1 protein-coding gene and 3 pseudogenes are annotated in these 21,852 nt (G+C 62.6%); all 4 read left to right on the top strand.

The features are described 5' to 3' along the window. Window positions 1-18: 18 nt before the first annotated feature. Window positions 19-4,572: pseudogene (locus CEC48_RS32175) on the top strand (amino acid adenylation domain-containing protein); the annotation flags it as partial. A 177-nt stretch (window positions 4,573-4,749) separates the two neighbouring features. Continuing rightward, a pseudogene (locus CEC48_RS32180) lies at window positions 4,750-9,120 on the top strand (amino acid adenylation domain-containing protein); the annotation flags it as partial. 183 nt (window positions 9,121-9,303) lie between these two features. Beyond that, window positions 9,304-9,513: pseudogene (locus CEC48_RS32185) on the top strand (phosphopantetheine-binding protein); the annotation flags it as partial. Then, window positions 9,513-21,842 carry a non-ribosomal peptide synthase/polyketide synthase gene (locus CEC48_RS11790; protein ID WP_088423898.1) on the top strand — a complete coding sequence of 4,110 codons (12,330 nt, stop codon included), beginning with the start codon at window positions 9,513-9,515 and terminating at the stop codon, window positions 21,840-21,842. The pseudogene CEC48_RS32185 and the gene CEC48_RS11790, both read left to right, overlap by 1 nt. Window positions 21,843-21,852 lie beyond the last annotated feature (10 nt).

Genomic DNA, 21,852 nt, shown 5'->3' on the forward strand with positions numbered 1-21,852 from the left:
CGCCAGAGGCCCGGCGCCGTGGCCTTGCGTTGCAACGGCCAGACCCTGACCTACGCCGAACTGAATGCCCAGGCCAACCGCCGTGCCCATCAGTTGATCGCTCACGGCGTGGGTCCGGACGTACTGGTGGGCCTGGCCGCCGAGCGGGGTATCGAGATGATTGTCGGCCTGCTGGCGATCCTCAAGGCCGGTGGCGCCTACGTGCCGCTCGACCCAACGTACCCGCAGGACCGCCTGGCCTACATGATGCAAGACAGTGGTATCCAACTGCTGCTGACCCAGGCCTCGCTGGCCGGTCAATTACCGGTGCCTGGCGGCGTGCAAACACTGTTTTTGGACACGGACGTCAGCGCCTTTGCCGACAGTGATCCGCACGTCGTCATGGATCCCTCGAACCTCGCCTACGTGATCTACACCTCCGGTTCCACCGGTAACCCCAAAGGCACCTTGCTCGCGCACCACAACATCCTGCGTCTGTTCGCCGCCACTGAACCGTGGTTCGGCTTCGGCCCGCAGGACGTCTGGAGCCTGTTTCATTCCTATGCTTTCGACTTCTCGGTCTGGGAGATTTTCGGAGCACTGCTGCACGGTGGCGAACTGCTGATCGTGCCGTACGACGTCAGCCGCTCGCCCCAGGAATTCCTCGACCTGTTGTGCGACGCGGGCGTCACGGTGCTCAACCAGACGCCGTCGGCGTTCAAGCAGTTGATGCACGTGGCCTGTGCCGACTCACGGGCCAATGCCCTGCGCTATGTGGTATTCGGCGGCGAGGCGCTGGACGTCAAAGGCCTGCGCCCCTGGTTCGAACGGTTTGGCGAGAGCGCGCCACAGTTGATCAACATGTACGGCATCACCGAAACCACGGTGCACGTGACCTACCGTCCGCTGTCGGTGGCTGATCTTGAACAGGACGCCAGCAGCCCGATCGGCGAGCCGATAGCTGACCTGTCGTGGTACTTGCTCGACGGTGAACTGAACCCGGTGGCCAAAGGCTGCATCGGTGAACTGTATGTTGGCCGTGCCGGCCTGGCCCGGGGTTACCTGAACCGTGGCGACCTGACGGCGCTGCGTTTTATCCCGGACCCTTTCGGTGAAAGCGGCGCGCGGTTGTACCGCACCGGCGATTTGGCGCAATACCGCAGCGACGGTGTGATCGAGTACATCGGGCGGATTGACCACCAGGTAAAAATCCGTGGTTTCCGTATCGAACTGGGTGAAATTGAAGCGCGCCTGAACGCCCTGGCGGCGGTGCGCGAAGCCGTGGTATTGGCCCAGGAAGGGCTGAACGGCCAGCAACTGGTGGCTTACGTGATCCCGGCGCAAGGCGTCGAGGATGCGGGCGCCCTCAAGGCGCAATTGAAGGCTGACCTGCCGGACTACATGGTGCCCACGCACCTGCTGTTCCTCAGTGAATGGCCGCTGACCGCCAACGGCAAACTCGACCGCAAGGCCTTGCCGCAGCCAGACGCGAGCCAGGTACAGCAAGCGTACGTGGCGCCGCAAAGTGCACTGGAACGGCAAGTCGCAGCGATTTGGCAAGACGTGCTGAAACTGGAACGGGTTGGCCTCACCGACAATTTCTTCGAACTGGGTGGCCATTCACTGCTGGCTACGCAGATGGTGTCGCGCATCCGCCAACACCTTGGCATGAACCTGCAACTGCGCAAGCTGTTCGAAAATGTCAGCCTCAAGGCTTGCGTGGCTGCACTTGAGCAAACCCAAGTGGCGAAGCCGGCGAGCATTCCAACGGTGCCGCGTGACGAGCCGTTGCCCTTGTCCTACGCCCAGCAACGCCAGTGGTTCCTTTGGCAAATGGAGCCCTCCAGTGCGGCGTACCACATCCCGGCGGCGCTACGGATTCATGGCCGCCTGGATTTGAAGGCGCTGCAACGCAGCTTCAGCGCACTGGTGCAGCGTCACGAGAGTCTGCGCACGACCTTTGTCCAGAGGGATGAGCGTGCGTACCAGGTCATCCATACCGAACCCGGCCCGCTGCTGACGCCGCAGCATCTCGACCTGACCTCGGCCAACCCGGCCGAACAGATCCAGGCTTTTGTTCGCGATCAGATCAGCCAGCCGTTCGACCTGCTAAACGGCCCGCTGCTGCGGGTCGGGCTGCTTCAGGTGGCGGCCGATGAACAGGTGTTGGTGCTGACCCAGCACCACATCGTCTCCGATGGCTGGTCGATGCAGTTGCTGGTGCAGGAACTGATTGAACGTTATGCCGCCTACAGCCAGGGCGGGTCGGTTGAACCGGTCGAATTACCGATTCAGTATGCCGATTACGCGGTGTGGCAACGCCAATGGATGGACGCCGGTGAGCGCGAGCGGCAGTTGGCTTACTGGACCCGCGTCCTGGGCGGTGAACAGCCATTGCTGGAACTGCCTGCGGACCGTCCGCGACCGGCACGCCAGAGCTTTGCCGGCGCCCGTCTGGGCGTCCAGTTGCCACAGGCATTGGGCCAACAACTGCGGCAACTGGCCCAGGGCGAAGGCTGCAGCCTGTTCATGCTGTTGCTGGCTTCGTTCCAGGGCCTGCTGCACCGTTACAGCGGCCAGTCTGATATCCGCGTGGGCGTACCGATTGCCAACCGTAACCGGGTCGAGACCGAAGGCCTGATCGGTTTCTTCGTCAATACCCAGGTGCTCAAGGCTGAAGTCGATCCGCAACAGCGTTTCAGCGAACTGCTGCAACAGGTCAAGACGGCGGCGCTTGGCGCCGAGGCGCATCAGGATCTACCGTTCGAGCAACTGGTCGAAGCCTTGCGCCCCGAGCGCAACCTGAGCCACAGCCCGTTGTTCCAGGTGTTGTACAACCACCAGAGCGCCGGCCGCCAAGCTATCCCGCAACTGCCGGGGCTGGTGATCAAGGCTCAGGAGTGGGAAAGCCGTACCGCCCAGTTCGACTTGACCCTCGACACCCTGGACGCCGACGGCGAGCTCAGTGCAACCCTCACCTACGCCACCGACCTGTTCGATGCGAGCACTGCGGAGCGTATGGCCGCTCACTGGCTGAACCTGCTGCAAGGCATCGTCGCCGATCCGCAACAGCGCATCGGCGAACTGCCGTTGCTGGATGCGACCGAGCAACAGCACAACATCGCCCAGTGGAACCCTGGCCTGCGCAGCTTCCCAAGCGACACCTGCGCCCATCAACTGATTGCCGAACAGGCCCGCCAGAGGCCCGGCGCCGTGGCCTTGCGTTGCAACGGCCAGACCCTGACCTACGCCGAACTGAATACCCAGGCCAACCGCCGCGCCCACCAGTTGATCGCTCACGGCGTGGGTCCGGACGTACTGGTGGGCCTGGCCGCCGAGCGGGGTATCGAGATGATTGTCGGCCTGCTGGCGATCCTCAAGGCCGGTGGCGCCTACGTGCCGCTCGACCCAACGTACCCGCAGGACCGCCTGGCCTACATGATGCAAGACAGTGGTATCCAACTGCTGCTGACCCAGGCCTCGCTGGCCGGTCAATTACCGTTGCCTGGCGGCGTGCAAACACTGTTTTTGGACACGGACGTCAGCGCCTTTGCCGACAGTGATCCGCACGTCGTCATGGATCCCTCGAACCTCGCCTACGTGATCTACACCTCCGGTTCCACCGGCAACCCCAAAGGCACCTTGCTCGCGCACCACAACATCCTGCGTCTGTTCGCCGCCACTGAACCGTGGTTCGGCTTTGGCCCGCAGGACGTCTGGAGCCTGTTTCATTCCTATGCTTTCGACTTCTCGGTCTGGGAGATTTTCGGAGCACTGCTGCACGGTGGCGAACTGCTGATCGTGCCGTACGACGTCAGCCGCTCGCCCCAGGAATTCCTCGACCTGTTGTGCGACGCGGGCGTCACGGTGCTCAACCAGACGCCGTCGGCGTTCAAGCAGTTGATGCACGTGGCCTGTGCCGACTCACGGGCCAATGCCCTGCGCTATGTGGTATTCGGCGGCGAGGCGCTGGACGTCAAAGGCCTGCGCCCCTGGTTCGAACGGTTTGGCGACAGCGCGCCACAGTTGATCAACATGTACGGCATCACCGAAACCACGGTGCACGTGACCTACCGTCCGCTGTCGGTGGCTGATCTTGAACAGGACGCCAGCAGCCCGATCGGCGAGCCGATAGCTGACCTGTCGTGGTACTTGCTCGACGGTGAACTGAACCCGGTGGCCAAAGGCTGCATCGGTGAACTGTATGTTGGCCGTGCCGGCCTGGCCCGGGGTTACCTGAACCGTGGCGACCTGACGGCGCTGCGTTTTATCCCGGACCCTTTCGGTGAAAGCGGCGCGCGGTTGTACCGCACCGGCGATTTGGCGCAATACCGCAGCGACGGTGTGATCGAATACATCGGGCGGATTGACCACCAGGTAAAAATCCGTGGTTTCCGTATCGAACTGGGTGAAATTGAAGCGCGCCTGAACGCCCTGGCGGCGGTGCGCGAAGCCGTGGTATTGGCCCAGGAAGGGCTGAACGGCCAGCAACTGGTGGCTTACGTGATCCCGGCGCAAGGCGTCGAGGATGCGGGCGCCCTCAAGGCGCAATTGAAGGCTGACCTGCCGGACTACATGGTGCCCACGCACCTGCTGTTCCTCAGTGAATGGCCGCTGACCGCCAACGGCAAACTCGACCGCAAGGCCTTGCCGCAGCCAGACGCGAGCCAGGTACAGCAAGCGTACGTGGCGCCGCAAAGTGCACTGGAACAGCAAATCGCTGCGATTTGGCAAGACGTGCTGAAACTGGAACGGGTTGGCCTCACCGACAATTTCTTCGAACTGGGTGGCGACTCGATTATCTCGATTCAGGTGGTCAGTCGCGCTCGGCAGTCTGGCATTCGCTTTAGTCCCAAAGACCTGTTCCAGCACCAGACGGTGCAGGCATTGGCGACTGTCGCGCAGACCGGTGCCGAGGTGCAGGTGATGGATCAGGCTCCCGTGCAGGGCCCGGCGTTGCTGCTGCCGATTCAACAGGCCTACTTTGCCGATGCCATCCCGCAGCGTCATCACTACAACCAGTCGGTGCTGCTGCAACCGGCCAGCCCGTTGCAAGCGGCGCTGGTGGAGCAAGCGTTGCAGGCGCTGGTGGTGCATCACGACGCGTTGCGGGTGATGTTCAACGAAAGCGCCGAAGGTTGGAGTGCCAGCCATCGCGAAGTATCGATGCGCAACGACCTGTTATGGGTGCGCCCGGTGGCCGATGCAGCCGCGCTGGAAGTGCTGGCCAATCAAGCCCAGCGCAGCCTGAACCTGCAAACCGGACCGTTGCTGCGTGGCGTTTTGGCAACCTTGGGCGATGGTACTCAGCGGCTGCTGCTGGTGATCCATCACCTGGCGGTGGACGGCGTGTCGTGGAGGATTCTGTTCGACGATCTGCAAACTACCTACAACCAATTGCTCGCCGGGCAAGCGTTGCAATTACCGGCCAAGACCAGTTCGGTCAAGGCGTTTGCCGAACAGTTGCAAGCGCATGCACGTAGCACGCAATTGCAGCAGCAGTTGGCCTACTGGCAGGCGCAACTGCAAGGTGCGCCGGCGGATCTGCCGTGCCTCAACCCCGAGGCGAACCCACAGAACGGCCAGGCCAGCACTGTTCATACGCGCCTGGACAAACACCTTACGCGCCAACTGCTTCAGGAAGCGCCGGCCGCCTATCGCACTCAGGTCAACGACCTGTTGCTGACAGCCTTGGCGCGGGTGATTTGCCGTTGGACCGGGCATGCAAGCACCTTGATCCAGCTTGAAGGCCATGGCCGCGAAGAGCTGTTTGCCAACATCGACCTGACGCGCACCGTGGGTTGGTTCACCAGTCTGTTCCCGGTCAAGTTATCGCCGGCGGCGGCACTCGGGGACTCGATCAAGTCGATCAAGCAAGGGTTGCGGTCGATCCCGGACAAGGGTGTAGGTTTCGGCGCGCTGCGCTTCCTCGGTGACGCGGCCAGCCGGTCAGCCTTGCAAGCGCTGCCGGTGCCACGTATTACCTTTAACTACCTGGGCCAGTTCGACGCCAGCTTCGATAAGGAACAGGGCGCGTTGTTCAGCCCGGCCAGCGAAAGCGCCGGTGAAGAGCAAAGCTCGATGGCGCCCCTGGGCAATTGGCTGAGCCTCAACGGGCGGGTATTTGATGGCGTACTGAGCCTGGGCTGGACGTTCAGCCACCAACAGTTCGAGCAGGCCACCATCCAGCGATTGGCCGATGATTATGCAGCCGAGCTGGCACTGCTGATCGGTCATTGCTGCGACCCGGCAAACCATGGCATGACGCCTTCCGACTTCCCGCTGGCCAGCTTTACCCAGGTGCAACTCGATAGCCTGGGCCTCGCGGCCCGTTCGGTGGATGACCTCTACCCGCTGGCACCGATGCAGCAGGGCATGCTGTTTCACAGTTTGTACGAACACGGCAGCGGTCAGTACATCAATCAGATGTGCCTGGACATCGACGGTCTCGACCCGCAGCGTTTCGAGGCAGCCTGGCAGGCGGCGGTCGACGCCCATGACATTTTACGCAGCAGTTTCATCTGGGAGGGCAGCGAGCAACCGGTGCAGGTGGTGCACAAGCAGGTGCGCGTACCCTTTACCTCGCTGGATTGGAGCACCCGCACGGATGCCCCGCAGGCCCTCGTCGAGTTGGCGTGCGGCGAGCGCGACCAGGGTTTCGACCTGGCCCTCGCGCCGCTGCTGCGGCTGGTGCTGGTCAAGACCGCAGAGCAGCGTTATCACCTGATTTATACCCATCACCACATTCTGATGGATGGCTGGAGCAACTCGCAGCTGCTGGGCGAGGTGCTGCAACGTTACGATGGCCAGGCGCTGCCGCGACCTGCCGGCCGCTATCGTGACTACATTGCCTGGCTGCAAGGGCGTGATGCCAAGGCCAGCGAAACGTTCTGGCGCGCGCAACTGCATGCGCTCGAAGCGCCGACACGCCTCGCCGAAAACCGTTTCGCAGCGCAGCAGCCGGCTTTCGAGACCAGCCACGCCAGCCTGTATCACTCACTGTCCCGCCAGCAGACCCAGCGCTTGGGCGAGTTCGCTCGCCAGCAGAAAGTCACCCTCAACACCGTTGTCCAGGCGGTGTGGTTGCTGCTCCTGCAGCATTACACCGGGCATGACACGGTGGCCTTCGGCGCCACGGTGTCGGGGCGCCCCGCCGAGCTCAAAGGTGTCGAGCAGCAGATCGGCCTGTTCATCAACACCCTGCCGGTGATTGCCAGCCCCCGGCCGGAACAATCGGTCACCAGCCTGTTGCAACAGCTTCAGGCCCGCAACGTTGCGTTGCGCGAGCATGAACACACACCGCTGTTCGAGATTCAGCGCTGGGCCGGGCAGGGCGGTGAAGGCCTGTTCGACACGCTGCTGGTGTTCGAAAACTACCCGCTGGCCGAGGCCCTGCAAGCGCAGGCGCCGTCCGGCCTGAGCTTCGGCACGGTGGGTAATCAGGAACAGACTAATTTCCCATTGACCCTGGCCGTTAATCTCAATGAGACCCTGAGCCTGCACTTCACTTATGCCCATGCTGCGTTCCATACACATACAATCCAGCGCCTGGCTGAGCAGGTGGAGCACGTGCTCGCGCAGATGGTGAGCCTGGCCGCCGACCGCAGCCTGGGTGATATCGACCTGGTAGGCGCGGCGACGCGCACCGTGCTGTTGCGCGACTGGAATGCCACGGCAGTGCCGGCCACCGACCGATGCCACGTTCATCAATGGTTCGAGGCCCAGGCCCGACGCACGCCCGATGCGCCGGCCCTGTTGGCCGATCAAGCGTCGCTGACCTATGCCCAGCTCAACCTGCGCGCCAATCGCCTGGCTCATGCGTTGATCGAGCGGGGTGTAGGTCCGGACGTGTTGGTGGGCCTGTGCATGCCGCGCAGTGTGCAGATGGTCGTCGGGTTGCTGGCGATCCTCAAGGCCGGCGGTGCCTATGTACCGCTGGACCCTGCTTATCCACAGGATCGTTTGATGTACATGGTCGAGGACAGTGGCATTGCCTTGCTGTTGACCGAAACCAGCGTACAGCCGTACTTCGCCGACGTGGCCGTGGACTGCCTGCTGCTGGACGCACTGCCCGACCGGTTCGATGGCTACAGCGAGCACGAGCCTGCGGTCACCGTCGACAGCCAGAACCTCGCCTATGTGATCTATACCTCCGGTTCCACCGGTAAACCCAAAGGCGTGACGATTCGCCATGGCGCGCTGAGCAACCATATGGAATGGATGCAGGGTTGCCTGAAGCTGAATCACAGCGACCGCGTTCTGCAAAAGACCGCCGTTAGTTTCGACGCCTCGGTGTGGGAATTCTGGTTGCCGCTGATGAGCGGTGCGCAACTGGTATTGGCTTCGCCGCAGTTGAACCTGGACTTGACCACCTTGTGGGCCGAGGTGGAACGTTGGCGTATCAGCGTGCTGCAAATGGCGCCATCGTTGCTGCAGGCCCTGTTGCCGCTGGCGACCCGTGAACATCTGGCCTCCCTGCGCCTGCTGCTGTGTGGCGGCGAAGCGCTGAGTGCGCATCTTTCCCGCCAGGCCCTGGGGCTGTTCGATGGCGAGCTGCGCAATCTTTATGGCCCTACCGAGGCCACGATTGATACCAGCAGCCATGTGGTGGCTCCCACCGTCGAAGACGACGGGCGAATCATCGCCATCGGCCGTCCAATCAACAACGTACGCACCTATGTGCTGGACGGCGCCTTGCAGCCTTGCGCCATCGGCGCAATTGGCGAGTTGTACATCGGTGGTGAGTCCCTGGCCCGTGGTTATCACCAGCGCCCGGGGCTGACCGCTGAACGCTTCGTTCCCGATCCGTTTGGCGAGTCGGCCGCTGCTCGCCTGTACCGTACCGGCGACCTGGTGCGCCACGCTGAAAATGGCGTAATCGAATACATCGGCCGGATTGACCATCAGGTGAAAATCCGTGGCCTGCGCATTGAGCTGGGAGAAATAGAAGCACGCCTCCACGCTCAAACTGAAGTACGCGACGCCGTAGTGCTGGCTCGTGAAACGTCGAGCGGCACGAGCCTGGTGGCTTGGCTTGTCAGCCAGGACAGCAGCCTGGACATGGCGGCCGAGGCGCGCCTGGGTGAACAGCTCAAGGCGCGTCTGGCGCAACAGATGCCGGACTTCATGGTACCCACCCAACTGGTCTTTCTCGATCAACTGCCGCTTACGCCCAACGGCAAGCTCGACCGCAAGGCCTTGCCCGCGCCGGATACCCGCGCGCTGCATTCGGCTTATCTGGCGCCGCAAAGCGACCTGGAATGCAAGGTCGCGGCCATCTGGCAAGGCGTGCTCAACGTTGAGCAGGTCGGGCTGGCTGACGATTTCTTCGAGCTGGGCGGGCATTCGCTGCTGGTGGTGAATGTGGTGTCGCGCCTGCAGCTCGAACTGGGCATGAAGTTAACGCCCCAATTGATATTTCAATTTCCGGTTCTCGGTGCGTTTGTCGCGCAACTGGAGCAGACCGGCACGCAAATGAGCACGTCAAAATTGAGCAAGCTTGAAGCGCTGCTTGATGAATTCGAGGAGGTTTGATGGACACCGCTGTCGCACAACGTATTGCCAGGCGCTTCATAACGCTGCCGCTGGAAAAACGCCGTCTTTACCTGCAGAAAATGCTTGAAGAGGACGTTTCCCCGGCGAACCTGCCGATTCCGCCTGTCAGTGCCGAGTTCGACACGTTGTCATTGTCTTTTGCCCAGGAACGCCAATGGTTCCTGTGGCAGTTGGACCCGCAGAGTGCGGCTTATCACATGCCCACGGCCCTGCGCTTGCGCGGGCCATTGGACATCGCTGCGCTGCAACAGAGTTTCAGTGCGCTGGTCGCGCGCCACGAGAGCCTGCGTACCACCTTCGTGACGCACGGCGAGCAAGTGGTGCAGCACGTGCAGGAGGCAGCACCGGTACATCTGCACGTGCAGCCTCTGGCCCAGGTGCCGGACGAGGCGCAACTGCGGCACTTGATCGAAGACGAGACCCGCCGGTTGTTCGACTTGCAGCAGGGGCCGTTGTTGCGCACGTGCCTGTTGCAACTGGCAGCGGATGACCATGTGCTGATTGTGACCTTGCACCACATCGTCTCCGATGGCTGGTCGATGCAGGTAATGGTTGAGGAGTTGGTCAAGGGCTACGCCGCGTTCAGTCGGGGGCTCAGCCTGGAACTGCCGGCTTTGCCGATTCAATACAGCGACTATGCCATCTGGCAGCGGCACTGGATGGAGGCCGGCGAACGAGAGCGTCAGTTGCAGTACTGGACCGCGCAACTGGGTGGCGAGCAGCCGGTGCTTGAACTGCCGACTGACGTTGCCCGGCCGGCTGTGATGAGCTATCGCGGTGCCCGGCTGGAGTTGAATATCGACGCCGCGCTGGTTGCAGGCCTCAAGCAGATGGCCCAGCGCGAAGGGGTCAGCCTGTTCATGATTCTGCTGGCCTCCTACCAGGCCTTGCTGCATCGCTACAGCGGGCAGAACGACATTCGGGTCGGTGTGCCGACTGCGAACCGCAACCGGGTGGAGACCGAGGGGTTGATCGGGTTTTTCGTCAACACCCAAGTGCTCAAGAGCGAGGTCGACAGCCAGGGCTCATTCAGTGCGTTGCTGCAACAGGTCAAGCAGGCCGCGCTGGATGCACAGGCGCATCAGGATCTACCGTTCGAGCAACTGGTGGAAGCCTTGCAGCCGCAACGCAACCTGAGCCACAGCCCGCTGTTTCAAGTGATGTTCAACCACCAGACCCAAGGCCCGACGGGCGAGGGGCCGGTGGGCGAATTGAAGGTCGAGGGGCTGCGCTGGGATACCCATAGTGCGCAATTCGACCTGACCCTGGAAACCATGGAACGTCCCGAGGGCCTGTCTGCGGCGCTGATCTATGCCACGGACCTGTTCGGCGTGGACACGGTTGCGCGCATGGCCGGGCACTGGCAAAACCTGCTGCAGGCAATTGTCGCGAACCCGGCACACAGCATTGGTGAGCTACCGTTGCTTGACGCTGTACAGCGTCAAGTACAGCTCCAAGATTGCGCCCCCCCTCCGGTCGCCATGCCGCAGGCGGGTTATGTTCATCGACTGTTCGAGGCGCAGGTGGCCCGTTCACCGGACGCCCCGGCGCTGGTCGTCGATGGCCTGCGCTTGAGCTACGGGCAACTCAACAGCCGGGCCAATCAGTTGGCGGTGGAGTTGCAGCGTCACGGCGTGAGCGCCGGTGTGCTGGTGGGCATTGCCGTCGAGCGCAGCCCGCACATGCTGATCGGGTTGTTGGCGATCCTCAAGGCCGCAGGCGCCTATTTGCCCCTCGATCCCGCGTTCCCGCAGGATCGCCTCGCCTACATGATTGAAGACAGTGGTATTGACCTGTTGCTGACCCAGCATTCGCTGCTTAGCCAGATACCGGTGCCCGACACGGTCAAGACGTTGGTGCTGGATCAACCGGGCGACTGGCTTGACGGCCATCCCGGTGACGATCTGCCGACCCGGCTGGACCCGGAGCACCTGGCTTATGCAATCTACACCTCCGGCTCCACCGGCCAGCCCAAAGGGGTGATGGTGCGGCATGCTGCACTGACCAACTTTGTCGCAAGCATGGCCCGGGTGCCGGGAATGACCGCCCAGGATCGGGCGTTGTCACTGACCACGTTCTCGTTCGATATTTTTGGCCTGGAAATCTACGTACCCCTGATGGTCGGTGCGTGCATCGTACTGACCGGCCAGGAGGTGGCGCAGGACCCGTACGCGGTGCTGGCCCTGATCGAAGCCGAACAGGTCAACGTGGTGCAAGCGACCCCCTCGACCTGGCGCATGTTGCTCGACAACGAACAGGCCCAGGTGCTCCAGGGTTGCAAGTGCCTGTGCGGTGGCGAGGCGTTGCCCCAGGAGCTGGCGGTACGCATGCTTGGCCTTGGCGGTGAGGTCTGGAACCTCTATGGCCCTACGGAAACCACCGTCTGGTCGGCGTTGCACCGGCTGGGTCCGCAGGCTGCGCAACCATGGCTGGGCGGGCCAATCGACAACACATCGCTGTACATCGTCGGTGCAGACCTGATGCCGGTACCCTATGGTGTTGCCGGCGAGTTGCTGATCGGCGGGGACGGCCTGGCGCGGGGTTACTTCCAGCGCCCGGCATTGACCGCCGAACGCTTTGTTCCCCATCCGTTTTCCAGTGCCGGCGAGCGGCTTTACCGTACCGGCGACCTTGCACGTCAGCGCCCGGACGGCATCCTCGAATACCTGGGGCGGATCGACCATCAGGTGAAAATTCGCGGTTTCCGCATCGAGCTCGGGGAAATCGAAGCACGCCTGCTCGAACAGGACGCCGTGCGCGAAGCCGCAGTACTGGCCCAGGATGCCCCGGGCGGCCAGGCGTTGGTGGCGTATGTGGTCCCCAGCGCCGAATGGCAGAACCTGGATGCTGACGGGCAGTGTCGCCTGCGTGACAGCTTGAACGCGCGGCTCAACGTCAACCTGCCCGATTACATGGTGCCGGCGCACATGGTGCTGCTGCCAAGGTTCCCGCTGACCCCCAACGGCAAGCTGGACCGCAAGCAACTGCCCAAGCCGGATGCCAGCCAATGGCAGAAAACCTATGTGGCTGCGCAGACGCCCGTGCAGCAAGCGGTAGCGGCGATCTGGGCCGAGGTGCTCAACGTGCCGCGGGTTGGCCTGAGTGACAACTTCTTCGAGCTGGGCGGCCATTCGCTGCTGGCGACCCAAGTGGTTTCGCGGATTCGCCAGCAACTGTACGTCCAGGTGCCTTTGCGCCTGCTGTTCGCCCATAACAGCCTGCAAGCGTTTGTCGAGGCGATGGCCCCGGCATCGTCGACCCCTGAGCTGGCTATCCCGCGTCTCGCGCGGGACCAATCGCTTGCGTTGTCGTACGCCCAGCAACGGCAATGGTTTTTGTGGCAACTGGAGCCTGCCAGCAGCGCCTACCATATTCCCGCCGCCCTGCGTTTGCGCGGCCACCTTGACCAGGCGGCGTTGCAACAGTGTTTTGACGCCCTGGTGGCGCGTCATGAGAGCTTGCGTACCCGGTTTGTGCTGGAGAACGAACGTCCCGTACAACGGATTGACGCGCCGGTGCCGGTGGCCATTGCAGTGGAGTCGGCGGCTGCCGAGCTGGATGCCAATAGCCTGCGCGGCTTGATTGAAGCTGAAACCCGCCAGCTCTTTGATCTGCAGCGTGGGCCGTTGCTGCGGGTCAAACTGTTGCAACTGGGCGCTGAAGATCATGTGCTGATCCTGACTCAGCACCACATCGTGTCGGACGCCTGGTCGATGCGGGTCATGATCGACGAACTGATGCAGTTGTATCGCGGCTTCAGTCAAGGCCAGCCGGCTGAGCTGGCGGCACTGCCGATCCAGTACGCCGATTACGCGCACTGGCAGCGTCAGTGGCTGGCGGCGGGTGAGCAGCAACGTCAGCTCGGCTACTGGACAGAACAGTTGGGAGGCGAGCAACCCGTTCTTGAGCTGCCAACTGACCATCCACGTCCGGCTCAACAAAGCTATCGCGGTGCCAGGCTGCCGATCACCCTCGAACCGTCCCTGGCCGAGAGCCTCAAGCGCCTGGCGCAACAGCAAAACACCACACTGTTCATGCTGCTGTTGGCCGGTTTCCAGACCTTGTTGCATCGCTACAGCGGGCAGCAGGATATTCGTGTCGGGGTACCGATTGCCAACCGCAATCGCCTTGAAACCGAGGGGATGCTGGGTTTCTTCGTCAACACCCAGGTGCTCAGGGCCGACATTGAGGGGCACTTGCGCTTTGACCAGTTGCTCCATCAGGTTAAGCAGCGGGTACTGGGGGCGCAGGCTCATCAGGACCTGCCCTTCGAGCAACTGGTGGAACTGCTTGCTCCCGCACGCAACCTGAGCCACACGCCATTGTTCCAGGCGATGTTCAACCATGCCAGCGATGCCCGTCGTGAGGTTATTGACCTGCCGGGGTTGAGCCTGGAGCAATTGACCTGGGATTCGGGCAGCGCGCAGTTCGACCTCTCCCTGGATACGTTCGAGTACAGCGAAGGCATCAGTGCCGCACTGTCCTACGCCTCTGACTTGTTTGAGCCGGCTACTGTCGTGCGCCTGGGCGAGCATTGGCTGAACCTGCTGCGCGCGATTGTGGCCAACCCCACCCAACGCATCGCCGAGTTGCCGATGCTCGATGCGGTGCAGCGCCGGATGATGGTTCAGGACTGGAACCGCACGTTCGCCCACTTCCCGAATCACCAGCCGGTGCAGCACTTGATCGAAGCCCAGGTGGAGCGGGCCCCGCATGCGGTAGCGTTGGTGTTCGAGGGCCAGTCGCTGACCTATGCCCAGCTCAACGCGCGGGCCAACCAGTTGGCCCATGCCCTGATCGCGCGTGGCGTCGGGCCGGACGTGCTGGTGGGCATTGCACTGCACCGTAGCGTGGAAATGGTGGTGGGGCTGCTGGCGATCCTGAAGGCCGGCGGTGCCTATGTACCCCTGGACCCGGAGTACCCGCCGGAGCGCCTGGCCTACATGATCGACGACAGCGGCATCGAGTGGCTGCTGACCCAGCAAGCGCTGGTCGCAACCTTGCCGCTGCCGGAGCGGGTGCGCACACTGATACTCGATGGTGGCGACGATTGGCTGGCCGGTGAGGCGCAAAGCAACCCCGAGTCGCGCGCCGTCGCGCACAACCTCGCTTATGTGATTTACACCTCCGGTTCTACCGGCAAACCCAAAGGGGCTGGCAACAGCCACGGAGCCCTGACCAACCGGTTGTGCTGGATGCAGCAGGCCTACGCGCTGCACGCCGACGACCGCGTGCTGCAAAAAACGCCGTTCAGCTTCGATGTGTCGGTCTGGGAGTTTTTCTGGCCGTTGATGACTGGCGTCCGGCTGGTCGTGGCGTCGCCAGGGGATCACCGTGATCCACAGAAGCTGGTGCGGCTGATCGAACGCGAAGGCATTACTACCCTGCATTTCGTCCCGTCGATGCTGCAAGCATTTGTGCTGGACGCCAACGTCAGCCGCTGCACCAGCCTCACCCGTATCGTCTGCAGTGGCGAAGCCTTGCCGGTCGATGCCCAGCAGCAGGTATTCGCCAAGCTGCCGGGCGCGGGGTTGTTCAATCTCTACGGCCCTACCGAAGCGGCGATTGATGTCACCCACTGGACCTGTCGCGACGAAGGTCGTGATGCAGTGCCCATCGGTGAGCCGATAGCGAACTTGATGACCTACATCCTCGACGCTGAACTGAACCCGGTGCCTATCGGCGTCAACGGCGAACTGTACCTCAGCGGCCAGGGGCTGGCGCGCGGGTACCACCGTCGTCCGGAACTGACGGCCGAACGTTTCGTTGCCAGTCCGTTTGTCGCCGGCGAACGGCTGTACCGCACGGGTGACCTGGCACGCTACCGCGCCGACGGCGTGATTGATTACATCGGCCGTATCGACCATCAGGTGAAGATCCGCGGTTTTCGTATCGAGTTGGGAGAAATCGAAGCGCGCCTGCTGGAGCACGAGGCCGTGCGTGAAGCCGTGGTGGTGGCGCAGGACAGCCGCAACGGCAAAGCCCTGAGTGGCTACGTCGTGACCCAGCCTGACGCCGCCACCGACTGGCCGGCACTGCGCGAGGCGCTGGCGGCGCATCTGCGCCAGGCCCTGCCGGAACACATGGTGCCGACGCACCTGACGCCGCTTAAAAAAATGCCCCTGAGCCCCAACGGCAAACTCGACCGCAAGGCACTCCCGGTGCCAGACCTGGTTGAGGTGCAGCAGGACTTCGTGGCTCCCGCCAATGCGGTCGAAAGTGCCCTGGTCGAGATCTGGCAAGCCGTGCTCGGCGTGGCCCGGGTGGGTACCACCGATAACTTCTTCGCCTTGGGTGGCGACTCGATCAATTCGATTCAAGTGGTCAGCCGCGCACGTCAGCAGGGAATCGGCTTGACCCCCAAGGACCTGTTCCTGCACCAGAACATCCAGGCGCTGGCCCGGGCTGCGACCGCTGATCAAGCCGGTACGATCGATCAGGGGCCGGTCAGCGGTGACAGCCACCTGGTACCGATGCAGCACTGGTTCTTCGCCAGTGACATGGCGCACCGTGACCACTGGAACCAGTCGCTGATGCTGACCCCGCGCGAGCCATTGGACGTCGCGTGTTTGCAACAGGCACTCGAGCACGTGGTGGCCCATCATGACGCCTTGCGCTTGCGCTTCCTGCAATCGGGCGAGGGTACCTGGCAGGCCGGCCATGAGGCCGTCGGTGCACAACCGGTGGACCTCTGGCAGCGCCAGGCAGAGAACGCCGATGAGATCATCGCCATTGCCAACCAGGCGCAACGCAGCCTTGACCTGCAACACGGCCCGTTGCTGCGCTGCAGCCTGATCGCGGTGCAGGACGGCAGTTCGCGCTTGCACCTGGCGATTCACCACTTGGTAATGGACGGAGTTTCGTGGCGCGTGCTGCTGGAAGACTTGCAAACGGCCTACCGGCAACTGACGGCGAACCAGCCGGTGGTGTTGCCGGCCAAGTCCACGGCGTTCAAGGCATGGGCCGATCAGTTGCAGGGCTACGCCCACAGTGAAGGGCTGGCTCGGGAATTGAGTTACTGGACCAGACAACTGGCCCATACGTTGCCGGAGCTGCCACGGGCGCGGCCTGAGGGCAGCCAGGCTTCGGTGCATGGCCATTCGGTCAATACCCGTCTGGATACAGAACAGACCCGGCGCCTGCTCAAACAGGCGCCGTCGGCCTATCGCACGCAAGTCAACGATCTCTTGCTCAGTGCCCTGGCGCAGGTGATTTGCCAGTGGACTGCGCAACCTGCGTGCCTGGTGCAACTGGAAGGTCATGGGCGTGAGGAGTTATTCGGGGGTGTCGACCTGAGCCGCACGCTGGGCTGGTTCACCAGCCTGTTCCCGGTGGTATTGACACCATCGGCGCACGCGGCAGACACGATCAAGGGCATCAAGGAACAACTGCGCGCGGTGCCGAACAAGGGCCTGGGTTATGGCGTGCTGCGTTACCTCGGTGCCGAGGACGTCCGGTCGCATTTGGCGAAACTCGCGCAGGCGCGGATTACCTTCAACTATCTCGGCCAGTTCGACCAAAGCTTCGATGAGCAGGCGTTGTTCACGCCGAGCGAGGAGGGCAGCGGGGCAGGGCACGCTGATGACGTGGCGCTGGGCAACTGGCTGACCATCGATGGCCGGGTGTTCAACGGCCAGTTGTCCCTGGACTGGACCTTCAGTCGCGACGTTTTTGATGAGGCCACTGTCCAGCAATTGGCCGATGCCTACGGCGTAGCGTTGCGGGCATTGATCGAGCATTGCTGCGGCGAAGAGCATCAGGGCCTGACGCCGTCTGACTTCCCGTTGGCCCGTTTGACCCAGGCGCATCTGGACGGCTTGCCGGTACCCGTGGCGCAGGTGCAAGACGTCTATCCGTTGTCACCGATGCAAGAAGGCATGCTGTTCCACACCCTGGCCGACGACAGCAGCGGCCTGTACATCAACCAGATCAGCCTGCCGGTACGCGGGCTGGATACCGAACGTTTCACCGCAGCCTGGCAATCGGTGGTTGAGCGTGAGGACATTCTGCGGACCAGTTTTCATTGGCAGGATGGCTTGAGCGCCCCGGTGCAAATTGTCCACCGCCAGGCCGAACTGCCGCTGCTGATCGAAGACTGGCGCGGCCAGGACATCAGCGAACAGGCGATCGGCGAGCGCGCAACGGCCGATTACCTGCAAGGTTTCGATTTGGCCCGTGCGCCGTTGCAGCGTGTGCTGTTGTTGCGTCTTGAGGACGACCGCTACCAGATGATCTGGACCTGCCATCACATCCTGATGGACGGCTGGAGCAGCTCGCGACTGTTCGGCGAGGTTTTACAGTTTTATGCCCACGGCCACGTGCCGGGGCGCAACGGTCGTTACCGCGAGTTCATCGAATGGCTGCAACGCCAGGATCAAGGGGCACTGGAGGGCTTCTGGAGAAGCCGTCTCGCAACACTGGAGCAGGCAACCTCGCTGAACCAGGCGATGTTCCCGCGCCATGTCGAGGATTTGCCGGGGCACCAGGCGCTTTATTCGCGCTGGGATGCGGCGCAAACCGCACGCCTGCAACAGGCTTGCCGCGCCTTGCAAATCACACCCAACACGCTGATCCAGGGGGCGTGGCTGTTGTTGCTGCAACGCTTTACCGGGCAGAACACCGTGGTGTTCGGTGCCACCGTCGCCGGCCGTCCTGCGGGGCTGGTCAACGCCGACAACATCCTGGGGCTGTTCATCAATACGCTACCGGTGATCCAGACCCTGGAGCCGGCGCAGCCTCTGGATCAGTGGTTGCAACAGTTGCAGGCCTGCAACATGGATATCCGTGAGCACGCACACGCGCCGCTGGCAGACATTCAGCGCTGGTCGGGCCTGGGGGGGCAGGGGCTGTTCGACAGCATCATCGTGTTTGAGAACTACCCGATCGATGAGCGCCTGGGTGAACAACAAGACACTGGCCTGAGCTTCGGCGAGTCGCGCAACCATGACGTCACCAACTTTGCGATGGACCTGGCGGTAAACCTCGGCGAACAGTTGTCGATCGAGTATCTGTTCCTGCGCAATGCCTTCAGTGTCGAGGCGGTGGAGCAGATTCGCCGCTGCATGGAAGACACCCTTGAGGCCATGATCGTTGCGCCGACAGCGCGACTGGGTAACCTTCAGCGCCTTGGCGCCGATCAGTGGCAGGCCTTTGAGCAGTGGAGTGCGGCGCCGAATGCCAGCTACCAGGCGCAGCTCTTGCCGGAACTGATCGCGCGCCATGCCCATTCGCGTGGAGAGGCGACGGCACTGGTGTGTGGGGGCGACTCGCTGAGCTACGGTGAGCTGGAACGTCGAGCCAATTGCCTGGCCCATCGTTTGATCGAATTGGGGGCCGGGCCGGAAGTGGTGGTCGGGGTGGCCCTGGAACGTTCCGTAGAAATGGTCGTGGCGTTGTTGGCGGTGATGAAAAGCGGCTCGGCTTATGTGCCGTTGGACATCGACTATCCGCCCGAGCGCCTGGCGTTCATGATGCAAGACTCGGCGATGGCGCTGCTGCTGACTCATAGCCAGGTGCAGGCGCGCCTGCCAGCGGTGGAAGGCCTGGCCCAACTGGCCATCGATACGTTTGACCGCGCGGGCTACAGCGACACGCCGCCAGCCAGCGGTTTGCTGGGCGCCAATCTGGCCTACTTGATTTATACCTCGGGCTCCACAGGCCGGCCGAAAGGTGTGGCAGTGGCGCATGGGCCGATGAGCATGCATTGCCAGGCCATTGCCGGGCTGTATGACATGGATGAGCGCACCCGCGAGCTGCATTTCATGTCGTTTGCCTTCGACGGCGCTCACGAGCGCTGGCTCAGTACGCTATTGAGCGGGGGCACGCTGGTGATCCGCGATGCCAGCCTGTGGACGCCGGAGCAGACCTTCGACGCCTTGCATCAACACAGCATCACGATTGCCTGTTTCCCGCCGGCCTACCTCAAGCAGTTGGCCGAATACGCGGCCCATAGCCAACAGGTACCGCCACCGGTACGGGTGTATTGCTTCGGTGGCGATGCGGTGCCGGACCAGACCTTCGAACAAGTGAAAGCGGCACTGCGCCCACAGTTCTTTACCAACGGCTATGGCCCGACCGAAACCGTGGTCACGCCGATGCTCTGGAAGGTCCCGGTCGGCACCCGTTGCGAGGCCGCTTATGCGCCGATCGGGCGTGCTGTCGGCGAGCGAGCGTTGTACGTGCTGGACGAAGACCTCAACCCGCTGCCGCCGGGGATTGCCGGTGAACTGTACATCGGGGGCCAGGGCATTGCCCGCGGCTATTACCGTCGTCCGGACCTGAGTGCCGAGCGCTTTGTGCCGGACCCTTTCGGGCCGCCGGGCGATCGTCTCTACCGCAGTGGCGACCTGGTGCGTCAGCGCGTTGATGGTGTGCTTGATTACGTCGGGCGAATTGATCACCAGATCAAGGTCCGGGGCTTTCGCATTGAACTGGGGGAAATCGAGGCGAGCCTGCGGCAACTGGACGACGTCAGCGATGCGTTGGTGATCGCCCGTGACAGTGCATCGGGCAAGCAACTGATCGGTTATGTGGTGACGCCCGATGGCATGGCCATCGGTGATCGCCTCAAGGCGCACGTGCGCGCGCAATTGCCGGATTACATGGTGCCCACCCAGATCATCTGCATGGTGGCGCTGCCTGTGACGCCCAACGGCAAGCTGGATCGCCAGGCCTTGCCGGAACCTGAATTCAAGGGCAGCGAGTATGTCCCCGGCCGTACTCGTGACGAGCAACTACTGGCGCAGGTCTGGGCTGATGTGTTGCAAGTGGAGCGCGTGGGTATCACCGACAACTTCTTCGAGCTGGGCGGTGACTCGATCCTCAGCCTGCAGGTCGTGTCGCGGGTACGCAACCACCCTGAACTGAAGATGGACCTCAAGCTGCGGGACCTGATGCGCGGGCAGACCATCGAGGCGATTTTCGAGCAGCGCTCCAGCAGCGGCGCCACGGTGATCGATGACGTGTCGCAGGTGGCCGCCGAGGGCCAGTTCAACCTGATTCCGATCCAGCAGTGGCTGTTCGACCAGCGTATGAGCGAGCCGCATCATTACAACCAGGCATTGATGCTGCGTGCACGCCAGGCGCTGAATCTGCCGGCGCTGGAGCTGGCATTGCGCTGCATGTTGAAGCAGCACGACGCCCTGCGCTTGCGCTTTCGTGAGGTGGGCGCACGCCATTACCAGCATTACCAGCCACTTGAGGAAATGCAGGCGCAATGGGCCACTGAGCCCTTGTTATGGCAACACACCGTGGCCGATGAGGCTGAGCTTGAACTGTATGCCGAACAGGTACAGCGCAGCCTGGACTTGCAAGACGGGCCGGTGTGGCGTACCGCTCATGTGACGTTGGGCGATGGCCAGGTCCGGGTATTGATGGTGATCCATCATTTGGTGATCGACACTGTTTCCTGGCGTTTGCTGCTGCAGGATTTGCAGGTCGCTTATGAGGCTTACAGCAATGGCCAGGCGCCGGCCCTGCCGATTCGCACCAGCAGCTACCGGGCCTGGGCCGAGGGTTTGCAAGCGTACGCGGCGAATTATCCGGCGCAGGAGCAAGCCTGGTGGCTTGAGCAGATCGACCAGCCGGGCAGTGAGCTGCCGTGCGACAACCCGCGTGGCAAGAACCAGGTGCAGTACCAATCGGTCGCGCTGATGGGCCTGTCGCAGGAGCACACCCAGCAGTTACTCAAACAGGTGCCTGCGGTCTACCAGACGCAGATCAATGATGTGTTGCTCGCGGCGTTGAGCCGGGTGTTGTGCCGCTGGAGCGGGCAGCCTTCGGTACTGATCCAGCTCGAAGGCCATGGCCGCGAAGACCTGGTCAAGGACATCGACCTGAGCCGCAGCCTGGGATGGTTTACCAGTATGTTCCCGGTGCGCCTGGCACCCGGTGCCGGGGCTGATATCGGGGCCTCGGTGCGTGCAGTGCAGCGGCAATTGGCGGGCGTACCGAACAAAGGCCTGGGCTATGGAATACTGCGTCACATGAGCGGTGGGCAAATGGCCGATACCTTGCGCCTTGCACCGCAGGCGCGTGTCACCTTCAACTACCTGGGGCAGTTCGACCAGAGCTTCGATGACAAGGCGATGTTGGTGCCGGCTCAGGAGAGCTATGGCAGTTGCTACAGCCCGCAGGCGGCGCTGGGCAATTGGCTGGAAGTGGTGGGGCAGGTGTATGACGGACGCCTGGCGATGCGCTGTATCTTCAGCACGCGCCGCTACCGTGCCGAAACCGTTGAACAGTTGATGCGTGAGTACCAGGCCGAACTGGAGGCGCTGATCGAGCATTGCGTGGCACAAGCGGCTTAAGGATTGAGGC

This window comes from Pseudomonas sp. K2I15 (genome assembly GCF_002204795.1).
Taxonomy (GTDB): domain Bacteria; phylum Pseudomonadota; class Gammaproteobacteria; order Pseudomonadales; family Pseudomonadaceae; genus Aquipseudomonas.